We start from the raw sequence: 16915 nt of genomic DNA, 5'->3' as shown, positions 1-16915 counted from the left end.
GGATTAGGATAATTCCAACAGGTTTTATTCCCTTGCTGGGATTTGCCTGTAGCGTTTATACCTTTGGACTATCGAGACAAGGAGAACAAAATCGTGTATTTCCAAAAAATCCCAACTTTACTGGTTATAGGGCTTAGTATTGTCAGCTTAGCAATTACTGGATACGCGCAAAAGCGCGACTTAAAAGCACAGGCACAACCCCCCGCCCCAACAACAACCCCCCAAGAACGCCCAAGAGACGTACCTTACGTCCCGACCTCGCAACCAGTCGTAGAGGCAATGCTAGAACTTGCCCAAGTCAATAAAAATGACGTGGTTTATGATCTTGGCAGCGGAGATGGACGAATTCCGATTACTGCCGCGCAAAAATATGGTGCGCGCGGCGTCGGTGTAGACATCGATCCAGAACGCATTCAAGAGTCTAACGCCAACGCTCAAAAGGCAGGAGTGACAGATCGAGTGCGATTTATCCAGCAAGACCTATTTAAAACCGACCTGCGCCAAGCAACGGTAGTCACGCTTTACCTGCTACCGGAAGTCAACTTAAAACTTCGTCCTAAACTGTTGCAGGAACTCAGACCGGGCACTCGGATCGTGTCCCACTCCTTCGACATGGGCAACTGGAAACCCCAGCGTACCGTGCAGGTAGGTGGTACTACCATTTATTTATGGATTGTTCCAAAGCAATAAGCAGTCGCAGAATTGCATGACTGTGTATAGAATGAGACTCTATTCTCAAAAACCTAAATTTTATTTCCCGAATGCTAATGCAAGATTTTTGGACGCAGGTTTTAGAGTTTGCCCAAACCACGGCGAAAAATATCGGCAGTCAGTTAATTGCCGATTTCGGCAAATTGCAGCCAACTCGTAAGGAAGACGGAACGTTGGTGACGCAGGCAGATAAATGGGCGGATAAAGAGATTCGAGACGCGATCGCAACTGTATTCCCCGACCATGGCGTTCTCACCGAAGAAACCGAACATATTTTTCCGGCTAACGATTGGTGTTGGATCGTCGATCCCATCGACGGCACGACCAACTTTACGCGAGGAATTCCGATTTGGGGCATTTCTCTGGGATTGCTTTATCGAGGAACGCCTGTTTTTGGTTTTGTCCACCTGCCGCAGCTAAATCAGTCTTTCTATGGCTATTGGTATGGAGAGTCGGGACTGACTGGTCCGACTGGGGCGTATATGAATGGCGAACCGATTCACACCAGCCCCGACAATCCCAGTAAAAATCATCTTTTTAGCATCTGTGCTCGCAGTACCGACGTTCTTAAGCGCCCGTTTCCTTGCAAAATTCGCACCATTGGAGTAGCAAGTTATAATTTACTTCTCGTGGCATCTGGGGCTGCCCTTGGCGGAGTCGAAGCAACGCCTAAAATTTGGGATATTGCCGCCGCGTGGGTCATCGTACAGGCAGCAGGCGGCGTGTTTGTTTCCTTAGCTGCACAACCGATATTTCCTCTCAAAGTGGGCCACAATTATGGCGATCGCTCTTTTCCCTGTTTGGCAGTCAGTCGGGCTGAGTTGGTATCCGTTTTCAAACCATTAGTTGAATTTCTGGGCAAAAAAGTTTAGCTAATGAAGAGACGCATTAATGCGATCGCGCTCATTCTCTGTTCGCTCGCAATTATACTTCTGGGAACTCACTCCGTTGCCAACACTCAAGAATCGCAATTTTTAACGGGAAAATTCCCAGATATTAGCGGGCTAGCTTGGCTGGAAGGAGATAAATTCATCGCCGTTCACGATGCTAAAAATTTCCAGAGCGACATTCAACCCAGAGCAACCCTGATAGAACTTCCTCAGTCATCGAGGGGAATTTTCTGGCGTTTTCTTAATCTTAACTGGAATGATTCATCGGAGATCGCTCAAGATTTAGAAAGCATTTCTCGCATCCCCAATACTCAATACTTTCTGTTAGCAGAAAGCGGTTCGCTAGGTCAACAATTTGCTCGAATTTTTTTAGCACAATACCAGCAACCACAATTAAAAATTATTGCTTTTACTCGGTTCCCTACACCCGTTAGCAATGTTGAAGGAACTGCGGTGGCAAAAGTTGGAGAACAGTTAATCTTTCTTTATGCGGAAAGGGCAGAAGGAAAACCCGCAACCGAGATCCGATGGGCATCGCTATCGCTACAGCCATTAAAGATTGGTTCGATTGAGGAAGTGACTTTTACTAATCCTATTCCTGGCGATTCTGAAGTTCGCCTAATTAGTGCGATGGAAATCGATCGCGAGAGCCGACTTTATGTCGCCTCAACTTCCGATCCCGGTAATAAAGGACCTTTTAGTAGTATTATCTGGCAAATCGGCGCGATCGCGGAAAACGAAAACGGCAAGCCCCAGATAGTTTTGTGCGACACGCCAAAGCGTTTAGCGAATGTCGATGGCTTCAAGGTAGAAGGTCTTGCGATTCGCGAACTCAACAATAGTAAAGGAGAAATTTTCGTTGGCGTGGATGACGAAAACTATGGCGGTACGATTCGCCCCCTACCGATCTCGTTTTAACGGACCGCCTGTTTCAACATCATTCGGAGTTAAGCGAGGGGGCTGGCCATTAACTCCAATAGATTTAAGAAACCGAGCTACCAAAGCTCATCACTCTCTTGGATGGCTTGATGTCTTCTTTTTCATCAAAAATTGTCAGAGTAACTGGCTTGGTTCGCTTGATAATGACTGCAATTCCCTGCGCTTTTTCTTGTTGCAAGTCTTCGATGTATCCCCCTTGAGCCATGCGAGCCTCTTCGTAACTCATAAAGGGACCGAAATAGTAGGTACATTTAGGGTAATCGGTGACGATTTCTATCCAGTAGGCTAATCCCAAAAGATTGAGTATCCAAAGCAAAAATTCTTTCATTACCTTCCCCAGCTTGGCTTTGTTCAAATTTTCTATGTAAACTCTATATCTTATTTTTTAACAAATCTTGATGTTTCGTTATCGAGCGTCTTTATTTGTTATACTTCCTTACCTTCCTTTTGGGAAGTATCTGAGAAGACAGATTCGGGCTTTGATAAATAAAGTTTATCTGACCAGCGCTGGCGATAAATCTCGTAAAGAGCGATCGCGGCTGATACAGAAGCATTCAAGCTAGGCGTTTTCCCCGCTAAAGGAATCGTGACTAGCTCGTCGCAGGAGCGTTGCGTCAGCAAACTCAATCCTTCTCCTTCCGATCCGATAACTAATCCTATAGCCCCGTGCCATTTAATACTGTGTAGTGGTTTACCCGATCCCGCCGCAGTGCCATAAATCCAAAACCCTGCCTGTTTTAACTCTTCCAGGGCACGAGTCAGATTAACCACTCTGGCGACGGGAAAGTGTTCCAGCGCACCAGCCGCTACTTTCATGACTGTAGACGTGATCCCGGCCGCTCGTCGTTGGGGAATGACGAGTCCCTGCGCTCCAAAGGCTTCCGCCGTGCGAATAATTGCTCCCAAGTTGTGGGGATCGGTGATTCCGTCGGCAATCACGATGACGGGTTCTGGAGTAGTGGCTTTGGCTCGTTCGATTAAATCGGCTAGTTCGATATAGGCATGAGGAGCGATTTGAGCCGCTATGCCCTGATGATTGGCTCCATGGGTAATTCGATCGAGGCGGGAAGAGTCAACTTCATCAATAACGGTTCCCTTGGCTTTGGCATCTTGAAGAAGCGAGAGAAAGCGAGAATCATAGCGTAATTTGGGAACAATCCAAATCCGATTGAGCTGGCGATCGCTCTCTAAAGCCGCTATGACGGGATGGCGACCGTAGACGAGATCGCTAGCCTCTTCTTCGACAGCTTGAGGGGTCGGCAGGCGCTTGCGACTGACTGGAAAATTGTCCGTGCGACCTTTAGCGGGAATGATTCGACGTTTTTTTGTGTCAGTCTCCCGCGCTTGGCGTTTCTTTTGAGCCATTCTTTGTTAAGAAATAATAATTTTTTTTGAGAAATCTACTCTAAATTAAGGTGTTCTAATAATTCATTTAAACGTCGAGGATTCTGAAGATAAAGATATCCAATCAAAGTCTCTAAACTCGTTGCTTGTTGATAGAGTTCGGGCGATAAACGGCGAGGTTTTCCCGTCGCAGCATTGCGCCCGCGCCTTAATATTTCCCGTTCCTCGTCGGTGAGATAAGATTCTAGCACGCGCAAACAAGCTGCTTGGCTTTCTGCTCGAACTTGAGCAACCACGCGATCGTGGTAATCGGATAACCGTTTTGGAGGCAGCAGATAGCGAGTTCGCACGTACAATTCGTAGACTGCATCCCCAATGTAAGCTAGCGATGCTGGCGACAATTGACTGATTAGATCCGCGCGTTCGGTATCGGTACAGGCAATTTCACAGCCAACATCTGTCCCTTGGGAGAGGGAAGGGACGAACACGAGATTAACTGGATTCCACTTTGACTGCTGTACGTCCACCCCTATCGTTGACCTCGATTTTTTTCGTGACCCTTCAACTTTCTGCTGGCCAGAGCATTAGGTAATAGTCGATCGCGACTCCTTCTTTTTCTAGGGTAGCTATTTTGTGACATTAGCGATCGCTGCGTCTACCGAAGGTTGAAGAGAGAGAAAATTTTCGAGACGAACGAGTTTCACCGTCTGGGTAACGCGGGGATTGGTAACGATTTGCAGGCTGCCTCCTCCCGTTTTGGCTTGCTTGACGAGCTGAACGAGAGCGCCCAAACCAGAACTGTCGATGAAGTCGATTTGCGAGAGGACTAAGATAACGTTCTTGGGACCTTCATCGATATAAGTGCTGAGGACTTTCCGAAAAGTCGGTTCGGAAAAAGCATCTAACAAACCAGTCAAACGAAAGATTTGGTAGTTGTCCTTGACTTCACGAGTTCCTCTCAAACTGACGGTCAAGTTTAGTTGCTCAGGAATAGCTTCCCTCCTTAGTCATCATAGGGTTAACAGGTCAATGCTATAGTATAGCGCAGTCTGAATTCTCAGTTATCAACTCTCAATTTTGAATTTAGCGGGGACGGCGCGGTAAAAATCGCTAATCAGTCATTAATCCTGCACGACCTCTCTCGATAGAGAGATTACTGCCTGCCGCTCGCGTCTCTACCGATCGCCACTCCTAGCGCGTTTCTCTTTCATTAATTTTACAAACTGCTCGAATAAATAGTCAGCGTCGTGGGGGCCGGGACTGGCTTCTGGATGATACTGCACCGAAAAGAAAGGTAAAGATTTATGGCGCAATCCCGCTACCGTGCGATCGTTTAAATTCAAGTGAGTAATTTCTACCTCTGGATTTAAGGTATCGGCATTAACCGCAAACCCATGATTTTGGCTGGTAATCTCCACTTGTTGGCACAAACCCGCCGGTTGATTCAATCCCCGATGTCCAAACTTCAGCTTAAAGGTTTTTGCCCCCAGAGATAACCCCAAAATTTGGTGTCCCATACAAATGCCAAAGGTAGGCATACCTAATTCTAGAAGCGCTCTGGTCGTTTCAATTCCCTCGGTATTCGCTGCCGGATCTCCGGGACCGTTGGAGAGGAAAATGCCATCGGGATCGTATTTGAGGATTGTTTCTACAGTTGTATCGGCGGGAACGACGATGACGCGACAGCCATAACTAGCCAAACGGCGCAGAATATTTCGTTTGATGCCGAAATCGATCGCGACGACCGTCAGGGTTTCTCTGTCTCCATCGCCATCAAGGGGACGAAACTCCCAATGAGGATCGGTTGGGTTAGTCCATTCGTAGACTTCTCGGGTGGTAACTTCTTTAACCAAATTCAATCCCGCCATACTCGGCGCCGCTTGCACTTGGCGCAATAACGTTTGAGGGTCGAGAATTTCAGAGGAAACGCCGCCATTCATCGCGCCGACCGAGCGAATCTTGCGCGTGATAGCACGGGTATCCACGCCGTAGATCCCAGGGATATCATGTTCGACGAGATAGTCTGGTAAGGATTTAGTTGCCCGCCAGTTACTAGGGCGATAGGTGATGTTGCGGGCGATGACGGCTTTGACATGGGGGCGATTGGATTCTTCATCTTCCGGGTTGACGCCCACATTGCCCAATTCTGGGTAAGTAAAGGTAACGAGTTGACCGCAGTAACTGGGATCGGTTAACACTTCCTGATAGCCGGTCATTCCGGTGTTAAATACCACTTCTCCGACTGCCGTTCCCGTAGCGCCGAACGACCATCCTCGATAGGAAGTTCCGTCGGCAAGAACTAATAGGGCTGGCTTAGCCTCTGCAATTGGCATAGACGTTCAGATTGATTTGCTAATAAGCTATCATTATATTTTTGGGCGGCGAGCGATAGACTAGAATAGATAGCCAATTTAATCTATCGATAAAGTTTGCCCGATTGACGAACGTTTTGCGATCGCAATAATCATAGCAGATCGCAACTAGCTCAAAGAGGCAGAGTCCCAATCCCTAAAAGGGCGAATAAACCGTATGAGTCCCAGAAAATTGACTGACGAGGATAAACAAGAAATTCTTAAGCTTTATCGGCAAACGGAGGAGACTACCTCTACCTTAGCCGATCGCTATGGGGTGAGTAGCTCGACGATCAGTCGCTTCCTCAAAAGTCATTTATCTGAGGCAGAATACGAAGATCTGATCCAGCAAAAACGTTTGGCAAGAACGCCCGGAAAGCCAATCCCCCTCGCTAGCGAAGAAAAAGCAGTCGAACCGGTCAAACCCGTCCCTCTGCGCTCAGAGGTTGCGGAAAGCTTCCCCCCTGAAGATAAAGCGGCTGCTTTACAAGAGTGGACGATTTCGACTCCAAAAGCCGAAGAATTCTTCGACAATGAAACCGTCGCCCCTGTTGGCGAGGTGGTTGCCTTAGGGGAAATTATTGGAGAAGATTTAGTTAGTCTCGATGAAGATGAAGACGAGTTAGAAGAGGAAGACTACGAAGATTGGGAAGAGGAAGAAGTAGAGGCAGCTTATACCCCATCTATTTCGCCTAAAGTTAAGATTCAAGTGTTACCTTTATCAGCAGCTGCGTTCCCAAAAACTTGTTATTTGGTGATCGATCGCGCAGCTGAGTTAATCACTCGACCCTTAAAAGATTTTGCCGACCTCGGTAAAATTCCGGCTGAAGAATTTCAGCAAAAAACGCTTCCCGTTTTTGATAATCATCGAGTGGCAAGACGTTTTTCTAATCGCTCTCAACGGGTTATTAAAGTTCCCGACGGTCGCATGCTTCATAAAACTAGCTCCTATCTGCAAGCAAAAGGAATTACTCGTCTTTTGATGGACGGACAAATCTATTCTTTGTCCCCTTCCTAAGATGATATCTGACTTGAAATTGCCTTAATTGGAGGATTGCGAGCTAAAAACAGCTAGGCTTGTAAGCATTTTTGAGAGTTGGGCAGATAAGGACGCATTGCCATACGTCCTTATCAACAATAGCAGGTCATCACTTATGTCGGATATGCTCGTAAACCCCTAGATATTTTTCGCCGGGATGATTCCAGGAGTAGTCGTACGCCATTCCCTGCATGGCAAGTTGGCGGAATTCTTTGGGAGAGGTATACCATAGCTCAAGCGCCCGTCCCAAAGCCGACTCCAAAGCGTGATTGTCGGGTTGGAAGAATACATAACCGTTACGTTCTTCTGGCAAGTGCAATTCATCATAGTCATAATCAAATACCGTATTCAGCAAACCGCCAACTCCCCGGACAATCGGTATGGTACCATACTTCAAGCCAATCATCTGCGTTAGTCCGCAGGGTTCGTAGTTGCTAGGGACGACGATGATATCTGCTCCCGCATAGATTAAGTGGGCGAGTTCTTCGTTAAAACCGAGTTCTAAATGACAGTCTGGGTTGTCGTTAAGGTGACATTTTTCGTGCCAGAACCAAGAGCCGATCGCCGATTCTGTAGGCGAACCCAACAGGACAAATTGCGCTCCTCTGTTGAGCGAGTAGTAAATTGAATGATGCACCAGATGAACGCCTTTTTGATCGTCGAGCCGACCGATGTAACAAACTAACGGCTTATCGGCATCGCGTAACAACAGCCTTTCTCGGAGGGCTTTTTTGTTCTTGGCTTTTTCCTCGAAGTTATCTACGCTGTAGTGATAGGGAATATAGTTGTCTAGTTCCGGATTCCAGATATTGTAATCGATGCCGTTGAGAATGCCGCCAAATTTATGATGGTGGATTTCTAAGGTGTGACCCAGACCGCAGCCAACCTCGCTGTAGCGGGCTTCCCAGGCGTGGTGAGGCGAAACGGTGTTGACAAAATTGGAGTAGACGATGCCGCCTTTCATGAAGTTAATTGCGGTATCGTTAAAGTTATCCCGCAAGCGATCGTAACTAAAATAATAGGGTTCGTTGTTCAGCCCCGTTGCCCAAAGAACGTCTACGCCCGCAATACCTTGGTGCTTAAAATTGTGGATGGTATAGCAAACTCGCTGGTTCCACATCCCATGCCATTTATAAATCTCGAAGAGCATGACTGGGACTAAACCCGTTTGCCAGTCATGGCAATGGATGATATCAGGACGCTTGTTGCTGACTAACAGAAACTCTAGGGCAGCTTTGCTAAAGAAGGCAAAGCGCATATGATCGTCCAAAGCACCATAGTAGTGACCTCGGTTGAAGAAATTATCCCCAGAGTGAGGTTGAATAAAGAAACAAAGCCGTCCGTGTACCCAGCCACAGAACACGGTACAGTGAATAGTGCTCCCATACCAAGGCACCCACAGATCCCGGTAGGCTTCGTGGAGTCCCCAAATCTGGTCGTACCTCATGCAATCGTACATGGGGAGAATAATCTCGACACAGTGACCCCGAATTTCTAATTCCCTGCTGAGTCCGTAAACAACATCTCCTAAACCTCCGGCTTTGATGACCGGGGCGCACTCAGAGGCTATATGTACGATATACACTTCTTTTTCCTCACTTAATTAAAAATTAATCTTTAGATCTTTACAAAAGTATATATTTTTCTATGCCCAATGGTAGATGTTATTGCAAGCAGTAAAAGACGTGGTCAAATTCAAAAATGCTTGTAACGCATTGAGTTCATTGCTATGCCCGTACTGGCAACAAAAAAATTAGACAAACTTGCGATCGCGATTGACAAGTAGGGAGGCAAAATTAAATAGGCGTAGTGCGGAAAGTGTAGCGGAGCCGGAGGCTCTCAGTCCGTAGGACATAACCCGAAGAGCGAGCATCTTGCTCGCATTACAATAATCTGGAAATTAATTCTGCTCGCCTACTTAATTGTGGAAAATCTCGGCTAATTACCTATCCCCCATAACCCTGAAATATCCGTACTTGAGCAGCAAAGGAAAGGTTAGAGTTGTCACGGTTGTTCGATCCGATTTATCTAATTTTCTCTTCCACTCATCATCTAGCTTTATCGTGATAGTTCCGCTGTCGGTTCGATTGGGATTGCCGAATACGCTGTGACTGATACCCAGTCGAACCTCATTTTCTGATGCGAATGGCAGTTGCGAAGGTTGCTCTTCTAGCAGATTTAGGATTTGTTGAATTGCTAGCTTAGGTTTAGCGGCAAAATCTTCATAAAAAAGTCTCAAATATTTTCCCGAAACTGTTCTAGAAAGCGATTCAGTCACGAGATTGCGGATATTCCAACCGAGAGAGTTATCGCGAATTGTGTAAGTTCCCAATCCTTTTTTCTGGCGCTGCGACCAAGAATAGGCAGTGGCGCGAGGATCTCGAATTAAATGAATGATATAGAGATCGATTCCTGGCATCATTGACAGTGCGTAGGCATAACCGGGATGGTTGGAATCGTCAACGATAACTCGACTTCCAGTTACCTCATAAATGGCGCGATAAAGCTTATCTAAAATAGCGTGATAGTTTTCTAAACGAGACTTTAATTTTGAGCGAGCATTGGGAAGAAATTTAGCTAATAAGACTTCTTGGGTGCGAGGTTCGCTGCTGCGCTGCAAGCGAGTGATTTCTGGAGGGTCGATTTTATCGATCCCTCCAAAAGCGCGATCGCAAATTGCCTTCCAAATCGGACATTCTCGCACTAAAACGCCGCACCCGCACAAGCCATTTGGTTTTAGTCCATCTACCCAAATCGTTCGCAATTCGCCGCCATGGAAAAAACCGTCAATTTGCCCCAAAATTCTGGCTAATATAGTGCTGCCACTGCGTCCCCATCCTGAAATATAGAGAACCTTTATCTTATTGTTATCCATATCCCTAAACTTTTTATACCCGATCGCCCAACCGCAATTATATGAAAATTCTCCAAATTATCCCGTCTATTTCTCTTGTCTATGGCGGTCCTAGTCAAATGGTGCAAGGACTCTCGACGGCACTGGCGGCTGAAGGAATCGACGTTACCATTCTCACGACGAACGCGAATGGAGACGCGGGCCAACCTCCCCTCGATGTCCCGATTGGCAAACCCATCCCTCAAGACGGCTATCAAATCATTTATTTTCCCTGTTCTCCTTTCCGTCGCTATAAGTTTTCCCTCGGTTTATTGCGCTGGTTGGCTAAGCACGCTTGCGATTACGATTTAGCGCACATTCATGCCCTATTTTCTCCCGTCTGTACGGCAGCAGCAACGATCGCGCGATGGCAAAATCTGCCCTATATTCTACGCCCGCTGGGAACGCTCGACCCGTCAGATTTACGCAAAAAAAAGCAATTGAAGCAACTTTATGGATTGCTCTTGGAAAGACCCAATCTCGCGGGGGCAGCTGGAATTCATTTTACTACTCAAGAAGAATGTAAAATCTCCGAACGCTTTGGCATTCAAACAAAAGATTTAGTCATTCCTTTAGGAGTAAGCCTGCCCGAAAATTTGCCTTCTTTGGGACAAGCACGCCAGCAATTTGGCATTCCTGACGATCTCCCCCTGCTGTTGTTCATGTCCCGCATCGATCCCAAAAAAGGCTTAGATTTGCTCGTTCCGGCTTTGGAAGCGCTCTTAAAAGAAGGATTGCCGTTTTATTTTGTACTGGCGGGGTCGAATCCTCAGGATCCAGATTACGAGAAACAGATCCGAGAAAGCGTACAAGCTTCCGAACTGTCAAGCTGTAGCACAGTTACGGGTTTTGTATCGGGAGATTTTAAGTTAGCACTCTTGCAAGATGCGGATATTTTCGTTTTGCCTTCTTACTATGAAAATTTTGGTCTGGCAGTGGCTGAGGCGATGGCGGCGGGAGTGCCAGTGGTGATTTCGGATCGCGTTTATATTTGGCAAGACGTGCAGGATGCTGGTGCGGGATGGATCTGTTCGACTGAGGTTGAATCTTTAACCGAAACGCTGAGGTCAGCTTTAGAAACGGTTGAAGAAAGAAAACTACGAGGTTCCAACGCTCGTAAATTAGTTATAGAACGCTATAGCTGGAGTGCGATCGCCAAACAAACCATTTCAGTCTATCAGTCTATTATCGACTAGCGCGATCGCTATTTTGGGATTTAGCCGGACGAATAAGGATATTTAAAGAATGTCTGCTTATTGCTACCAACCTAAAAAGCCTAGCCTTCGTCTTAACTGGCTTTTACCTCAATTTGCTTAACCCAAACTCAGGTTACTTAGGTTAAAAAGGCTGGTAGTGCAAGGAAAAATAAAAACCATTGTCTTGTAATGAATCGCCTTTGTTATATAAGCTTTAGCCATTGAAATCGGGTAGACGCTATGGTCCCCCTTTTCGTTTACTCCCTAATCTCGTTGGCTATAGCTATAGGAGTTATAGAACTTCTTCTAAGCGTTGTTGATTTAAGGGTCGATCTGTGCATCGTTCGATGCGCGATCGCACCTATCCTTCTTGCAAGCGATCTAAACCATTGATTTCAATCTTTTCGAGTTTACCTTCAACGACTTGAATTTGGACGATCCCGCTGTTGAGGTCTTGATTGCTGGGCAAAAAAGCCCCAGAGTTAATGTAACCATTGTCAACATAGAATTCGGTAATTTTAGAGCGCAGACAAAGTAATTCTTCAGTGGTTCCAAATTAATCTTACTTTATCGAAAAACAGCTTATAAAAGCTGTTTTTATGGAAATAACTAGGAATGCCCGGTCGCGAGATTGGGAAGCCTGCGCCATAGTCTTTGATTTAGCGCAGGAGGATGTCACAGTATAGGGAGATGATGAAAGATAGGTGCGGTGCGATCGCAAAAACTAAATCCCAACTTCAAAAGCAAGACCTGCTTCGACATGGCTACGGTTACCGAGAAGAGTTTGTTCCGCTTCGTTGGCATAAAAATATGTTCCTGGCACGAGAGAATTTTGGAAACGATCGATTGGCGTACCCAGGTTAGAGCCTGCCCCGTAAGCGTAAAAAGCAAGATCTTCTTCGACAAAGTTGGGATTGTTTCGCTTAATTTTTTGGCTTTTGCTAGCAATAACTATCAGCACAGTAAATAACTTTGTGTTTTGTCCTGTGCTTAGAAGAGCAGGACTAAACGTTTGTGCCATTGCTTCTCCTAATACCCAAAAAAGTTAGGATAGTAGTAGCCGAAATGACTGATGCTAGCCTATAAATAGCGTTCGGAGCCATAGAGTCAAAAAGTAAAAATTCTCTCTGGAATTGACTAATAGCGATCCTATTGGGTCAATTTTTTGTGAAAAATTTTATAATTTATAGCTTACCTCATCTCGCATCGTTGGTTTATCAATGAAACAGCAGCAACATAAAATTCAATTACGTCAAGAACTGTTAAAAAAACGGCGATCGCTGCCTCAAGATATCTGGCGAGAAAAAAGCGATCGCCTCTGCGAGAAGTTACAAACACTATCGCTATTTATCGAAGCAAAAACCGTTCTTGCCTATTTCAGTTTTCGTCAAGAACCGGATCTCAGTCCCTTATTTACTGCTAACCGTCGCTGGGGATTTTCGCGCTGCGTTGAAAAGTCTTTAGTTTGGCATCGCTGGCGTCCCGGCGATCCCTTACAATCCGGAATTTACGGCATTGATGAACCCTTCCCCGATGCGCCGTCCCTACACCCTTCACAAGTCGATCTCATTCTCGTTCCTGCTGTCGCTTGTGACTACCAGGGCTATCGTTTAGGTTACGGAGGAGGGTTTTACGACCGCTTGCTCGCTTCTCCTCAGTGGTCGAAGATTCCTACAGTGGGAGTTATCTTTGATTTTGCACATTTACCCCAACTTCCTGTCGAACCTTGGGATAAAAGATTGCAAGCTGTCTGTACCGAAACAAGCACTTTTCTTTACTAACTTTTACAAAGTATTCGAGTATTTTTGCTTAAACTTATCAATCATCATTTGGTTAAAAATTCTCAATTTTTAGTATTAAGTTTTATTGAATTAAACCTCTCTCTGGGCTAGCCTTGCTATTATAAAAGTCCAACTTCTAGCTGTTATTTATTTCTGTTACAAAAATTCGTAAATTTTCAAAGATTGTCTTAAGGAATTATGAAACACTACTGCGATGGTTGGATTCAGGAATGGTGCGACAATAATGGCTGGACGGACTTGTTTATGGAACGTCGCGACTTTTATTGGGCGTTTCCTCCGGGTGCAGTAATTCCAGAACCAATTCCTACTAAAACTCTAAGAGCAATTAAAGCGGAAAAGGGATTGTGTCCTGAAGAAAAAGTGTGGATAATTTCTGCTACGGTGTTAGCGCTCGTTGCTGCTGCGCTTAGCTATATTCTGCGGTGTCCTATGCCGATTGTCTTTGCTTTTGCCTTTGCAGCTATTACTGTCGCTCAACTGGAAGTTGAAGAGATTTAAATGAAAATAAAAGCGGTGCGTTATGTTACAGCATAATAAACCGCTTTAATGGCTTAGAGGATGTCTGAAAAGGATTCTTTGCCATTGTGAGTGGAGTCCTCCTTCACTTCGTTCGAGGACAGGCTCCGCCCAACGAAGAATCTAGCTTATAGAGATGCAAGCACTAGCTAATCGCTTCGCCCTTGCATGTTATGTCGATCCGAAACCAATCGATCACCAAGCGGGAAAGGCAATCAGAGAAATCCCGATTCCCAACGCCAATCCGACAAAGACTTGAAAGGGGGTATGTCCCAATAATTCTTTGAGCCGTTCCTCATTTAATTGGTGTCTGTCGTGAAAAAATTCATCGAGAATTTGATTGAGAATTCGCGCCTGTTTGCCCGCCGCCTGACGAACGCCTGCCGCATCGTACATAACAATTACCGCAAACAGACAAGCGATCGCGAATTCGGGCGACGACCACCCCGCTGTCAATCCCACGCCAGTTGCTAGCGACCCGACTAGGGCAGAATGAGCACTCGGCATTCCCCCCGTCGTCACCAAATATCGTAGGTTAACCTTCCCATTTCTGATTAATTCAATAAAAAATTTCAGTCCCTGAGCGATAAAACAAGCCAGAAGCGAAACTATTAATACCCGATTGCTCAAAATTGTTTCAAAATCGTACATGATAAATGGTTTTAGGCGGTTTAGTGTTTGCGGGTCACGATATAGCTGGCGATCGCTCTTAAGGGTTCTGCTTCCTCCCCATAAGAAGCTAACTCAGCAATAGCCGCATCCACTAGCTGCTGGGCTTGTTTTCTCGATTCCTCTAGTCCCCATAGACTCGGATAGGTAGCTTTTTGCGCCTGTAAGTCTTTTCCTGCCGTTTTCCCCAATTCTTCTTGCGTAGCCGTAACATCTAAAATATCGTCTACGATCTGAAAGGCTAAACCGATATCTTGCGCGTACTTAGACAACCGTTGGATCTCGTCATCCGATGCACCCGCTAGTATAGCTCCCGAAACTACCGACGTTTCCAACAAAGCTCCGGTTTTGTGGGTGTGAATAAACGTCAGGGTATCGACGGAAATGTCGGGTTGGCCTTCCGATTCTAAATCTAGCACTTGACCGCCCACCAATCCGGCTGCGCCTACGGTACGACCCAGACGGGCAATGACATCTAGGATTCTCTGAGGGGGAACGTTTTGAGTCTGAGCGGCTACGTATTCAAAAGCGTAAGCCAACAAACCGTCGCCTGCTAAAATCGCAATATCTTCGCCAAAAACTTTGTGGTTGGTTAACTTGCCCCGCCTGTAATCGTCATTGTCCATGGCTGGGAGGTCGTCGTGAATCAATGACATGGTATGAATCATTTCTAGGGCGCAGGCGGTCGGCATCGCCATTTCTGTTGTTCCGCCAGTCAGTTCGCAGGTTGCAAGGCAAAGAATCGGGCGCAAGCGCTTTCCCCCTGCCAATAGCGAATAACGCATCGCCTCGTAAATTTTTTCTGGCTTGCCGATGGAGAGCGATCGCTCTAAAGCAGCTTCTACCAACTGTTTTTTTTCCTCTAGGTAGAAAGCCAGATCGAAATTTGACGATTGTTTCTCCTCTGCTACTATTTCATCTGTCGTGACCATGTTTTAATTGCCTTGAACCTACCAACTTTTTTAATTATTACCCGATGTGACGCTTTCAGATACATTTAGTCGAGCTAATTTCTTGAACTAAATTTAAAATAGTATTAAGGCTTTTTCGCCTCGTCAATCGTGCCAATCATGTACAGGGATTTCTCTCGATAGTCAGAAAACTCGTCGTTGAGAATGCGATCGCACCCTGCCAATGCCGCTTCGAGTTCCACAAATTTACCTGGCAGTCCGGTGAATTGCTCGGTAGAAAAGAACGGTTGGGTTAAAAACCTCTCCAGCCGCCGCGCTCGATAGACGATCTGGCGATCGCTCTGGGAAAGTTCCTCCAGCCCCAGCATAGCAATGATATCCTTGAGTTCCTCGTAGTTGGCTAAAGTTTGTCGCACTGCTTGAGCAATGCGGTAGTGCCGCTCGCCTACGATTTGGGGCATCAACATTTTTGAACTGGACTGAAGCAAATCTACGGCAGGATAGAAGCCCTCGCTAGCCCGTTTGCGAGACAGCACGATCGCCGCCGAGAGGTGGGAAAAGGTATGGACGGCAGCGGGATCGGTGAAATCGTCGGCGGGGACGTAGACTGCCTGGATCGAGGTAATTGCTCCCATTGCCGTATTGCAAATGCGCTCTTCGAGTTCCGCCAACTCCGTAGCCAGAGTAGGTTGATAGCCCACGCGAGAAGGCAACTGTCCCATCAATCCAGAAACCTCTGCCCCAGCTTGGATAAACCGGAAGATATTATCGATTAGCAGCAAAACATCTTGCCTGGCATCGTCCCGGAAGTACTCCGCGATCGTCAGGGCGGCGTGACCTACCCGAAATCGCGCTCCTGGCGGTTCATTCATCTGCCCGAAGACCAAAACCGTATTGGGCAAGACCCCCGTTGTCTGCATTTCCTGATACAGTTCCTGGGCTTCCCGACATCGCTCGCCAATGCCGCAAAAGAGGCTGACTCCCCGATGCTGCTGCGCCATGTTATGGATCGTTTCGGTAATCAACACGGTTTTGCCAACGCCAGCGCCGCCCAAGAGTCCGGCTTTGCCGCCCCTCTCCAAGGGGGCGAGAACGTCGATCGCCTTGATCCCCGTTCGGAGGATCTCTGAAGTTGTCGCTCTTTGCATGAGAGATACGGGTTTGGCGTGCAGCGATCGCCACTCCCCTCCCTGTAAGGGTTCGCCGCCGTCGATCGCCTCTCCAAATACGTTCAACATTCTGCCGAGCAACCGCTCTCCTACAGGGACTTTTAGGGAATGTCCGCGATCGATTACTGGCGAACCGCGAGCTAATCCTGCCGTTGGCGTAAGGGCGATCGCCCTGACCATCTCGGCGTTGAGATGAGCGACGACTTCAATTTGCACTCTGCCATTTTCTCCCGCCGCCAACTGATGATAAAGCTCTGGCAAGTGCTTGGGAAAATAAGCATCGATAACGCTCCCTCTTACTGAAACTACAGTACCTTGGTTCATCGTATCTACTGAGTCTTATGGGATGATTTTCAAAAAAGATATTTGCCTGGGAAAATTATCTCTGTATTACACTAACTTAAAAATTGTTGCCAATAGTCTGAAGATAAATAATGGAAACAAGAAATTTTAAGATTAGGTTAGACAAGGTTGGACAACAAATA

General features: G+C 46.5%; 18 protein-coding genes and 1 pseudogene. 7 read left to right on the top strand and 12 right to left on the bottom strand.

What is annotated here, in order from left to right:
• Positions 1-93 precede the first annotated feature (93 nt).
• The 3 genes from NIES593_RS11615 (at position 94) to NIES593_RS11605 (ending at position 2519) form a co-directional block, all read left to right on the top strand.
• A complete protein-coding gene (locus NIES593_RS11615) occupies positions 94-690 on the top strand; it encodes an SAM-dependent methyltransferase (RefSeq protein ID WP_073599731.1) in 597 nt (198 codons plus the stop codon).
• A gap of 77 nt (positions 691-767) precedes the next feature.
• Entirely contained in the window at positions 768-1583 is an 816-nt protein-coding gene (locus NIES593_RS11610; protein ID WP_073599804.1) for an inositol monophosphatase family protein, read from the top strand.
• 3 nt (positions 1584-1586) lie between these two features.
• A complete protein-coding gene (locus NIES593_RS11605) occupies positions 1587-2519 on the top strand; it encodes a hypothetical protein (protein ID WP_073599730.1) in 933 nt (310 codons plus the stop codon).
• A gap of 64 nt (positions 2520-2583) precedes the next feature.
• Here the strand turns inward: NIES593_RS11605 and NIES593_RS11600 are convergent, their stop codons facing one another.
• From NIES593_RS11600 to carA, 5 genes are all read right to left on the bottom strand, one after another.
• Positions 2584-2868 carry a DUF1816 domain-containing protein gene (locus NIES593_RS11600; protein WP_073599729.1) on the bottom strand — a complete coding sequence of 95 codons (285 nt, stop codon included), beginning with the start codon at positions 2866-2868 and terminating at the stop codon, positions 2584-2586.
• Positions 2869-2966: 98 nt separating this feature from the next.
• Complete coding sequence (gene rlmB, locus NIES593_RS11595) at positions 2967-3905, bottom strand: 23S rRNA (guanosine(2251)-2'-O)-methyltransferase RlmB (RefSeq protein ID WP_073599728.1); 939 nt, start codon at positions 3903-3905, stop codon at positions 2967-2969.
• Positions 3906-3940: 35 nt separating this feature from the next.
• Positions 3941-4327 carry a Mini-ribonuclease 3 gene (locus NIES593_RS11590; protein ID WP_073599803.1) on the bottom strand — a complete coding sequence of 129 codons (387 nt, stop codon included), beginning with the start codon at positions 4325-4327 and terminating at the stop codon, positions 3941-3943.
• Positions 4328-4510: 183 nt separating this feature from the next.
• A complete protein-coding gene (locus NIES593_RS11585) occupies positions 4511-4858 on the bottom strand; it encodes an STAS domain-containing protein (protein WP_083602429.1) in 348 nt (115 codons plus the stop codon).
• A 201-nt stretch (positions 4859-5059) separates the two neighbouring features.
• On the bottom strand, positions 5060-6217 hold the full coding sequence (gene carA, locus NIES593_RS11580) for a glutamine-hydrolyzing carbamoyl-phosphate synthase small subunit (RefSeq protein ID WP_073599726.1): 1158 nt from the start codon (positions 6215-6217) through the stop codon (positions 5060-5062).
• Positions 6218-6413: 196 nt separating this feature from the next.
• Here carA and NIES593_RS11575 point away from each other — a divergent pair, with 196 nt between their 5' ends.
• Positions 6414-7253: a helix-turn-helix domain-containing protein gene (locus NIES593_RS11575; protein WP_073599725.1), complete on the top strand. Its 840-nt coding sequence runs from the start codon at positions 6414-6416 to the stop codon at positions 7251-7253.
• Between the two features lie 130 nt (positions 7254-7383).
• Here NIES593_RS11575 and glgA read toward each other — a convergent pair whose 3' ends face one another.
• Together glgA and NIES593_RS11565 are read right to left on the bottom strand one after the other, a co-directional pair.
• Entirely contained in the window at positions 7384-8859 is a 1476-nt protein-coding gene (gene glgA / locus NIES593_RS11570) for a glycogen synthase GlgA (RefSeq protein ID WP_073599724.1), read from the bottom strand.
• 357 nt (positions 8860-9216) lie between these two features.
• Positions 9217-10149 carry a sulfotransferase domain-containing protein gene (locus NIES593_RS11565; RefSeq protein WP_073599723.1) on the bottom strand — a complete coding sequence of 311 codons (933 nt, stop codon included), beginning with the start codon at positions 10147-10149 and terminating at the stop codon, positions 9217-9219.
• A gap of 41 nt (positions 10150-10190) precedes the next feature.
• Between NIES593_RS11565 and hpsP the strand changes: the two genes are divergently transcribed.
• On the top strand, positions 10191-11363 hold the full coding sequence (gene hpsP, locus NIES593_RS11560; protein ID WP_073599722.1) for a hormogonium polysaccharide biosynthesis glycosyltransferase HpsP: 1173 nt from the start codon (positions 10191-10193) through the stop codon (positions 11361-11363).
• A gap of 361 nt (positions 11364-11724) precedes the next feature.
• Here hpsP and NIES593_RS25185 read toward each other — a convergent pair.
• A pseudogene (locus tag NIES593_RS25185) lies at positions 11725-11895 on the bottom strand (POTRA domain-containing protein); the annotation flags it as partial.
• A 192-nt stretch (positions 11896-12087) separates the two neighbouring features.
• Positions 12088-12384, bottom strand: a complete 297-nt coding sequence (locus NIES593_RS11550) for a hypothetical protein (protein WP_073599721.1) — start codon at positions 12382-12384, stop codon at positions 12088-12090.
• Between the two features lie 199 nt (positions 12385-12583).
• Between NIES593_RS11550 and NIES593_RS11545 the strand changes: the two genes are divergently transcribed.
• Positions 12584-13144: a 5-formyltetrahydrofolate cyclo-ligase gene (locus tag NIES593_RS11545; RefSeq protein WP_073599720.1), complete on the top strand. Its 561-nt coding sequence runs from the start codon at positions 12584-12586 to the stop codon at positions 13142-13144.
• 198 nt (positions 13145-13342) lie between these two features.
• Complete coding sequence (locus NIES593_RS11540) at positions 13343-13663, top strand: slr1957 family protein (protein ID WP_073599719.1); 321 nt, start codon at positions 13343-13345, stop codon at positions 13661-13663.
• A 213-nt stretch (positions 13664-13876) separates the two neighbouring features.
• Here NIES593_RS11540 and NIES593_RS11535 read toward each other — a convergent pair whose 3' ends face one another.
• The 3 genes from NIES593_RS11535 to atpD all read right to left on the bottom strand — a co-directional run bounded on the left by NIES593_RS11535 (position 13877) and on the right by atpD (position 16754).
• Positions 13877-14332, bottom strand: a complete 456-nt coding sequence (locus NIES593_RS11535; protein WP_015144481.1) for a divergent PAP2 family protein — start codon at positions 14330-14332, stop codon at positions 13877-13879.
• Positions 14333-14352: 20 nt separating this feature from the next.
• Positions 14353-15282, bottom strand: coding sequence for a geranylgeranyl diphosphate synthase CrtE (gene crtE, locus NIES593_RS11530; RefSeq protein ID WP_073599718.1), 930 nt, complete (start codon positions 15280-15282; stop codon positions 14353-14355).
• Between the two features lie 104 nt (positions 15283-15386).
• Positions 15387-16754, bottom strand: coding sequence for a F0F1 ATP synthase subunit beta (gene atpD / locus NIES593_RS11525; RefSeq protein WP_073599717.1), 1368 nt, complete (start codon positions 16752-16754; stop codon positions 15387-15389).
• Positions 16755-16915 lie beyond the last annotated feature (161 nt).

The organism is Hydrococcus rivularis NIES-593 (assembly GCF_001904635.1).
Taxonomy (GTDB): domain Bacteria; phylum Cyanobacteriota; class Cyanobacteriia; order Cyanobacteriales; family Microcystaceae; genus Hydrococcus; species Hydrococcus rivularis.
This window is presented reverse-complemented; position numbering and strand designations above follow the sequence as displayed.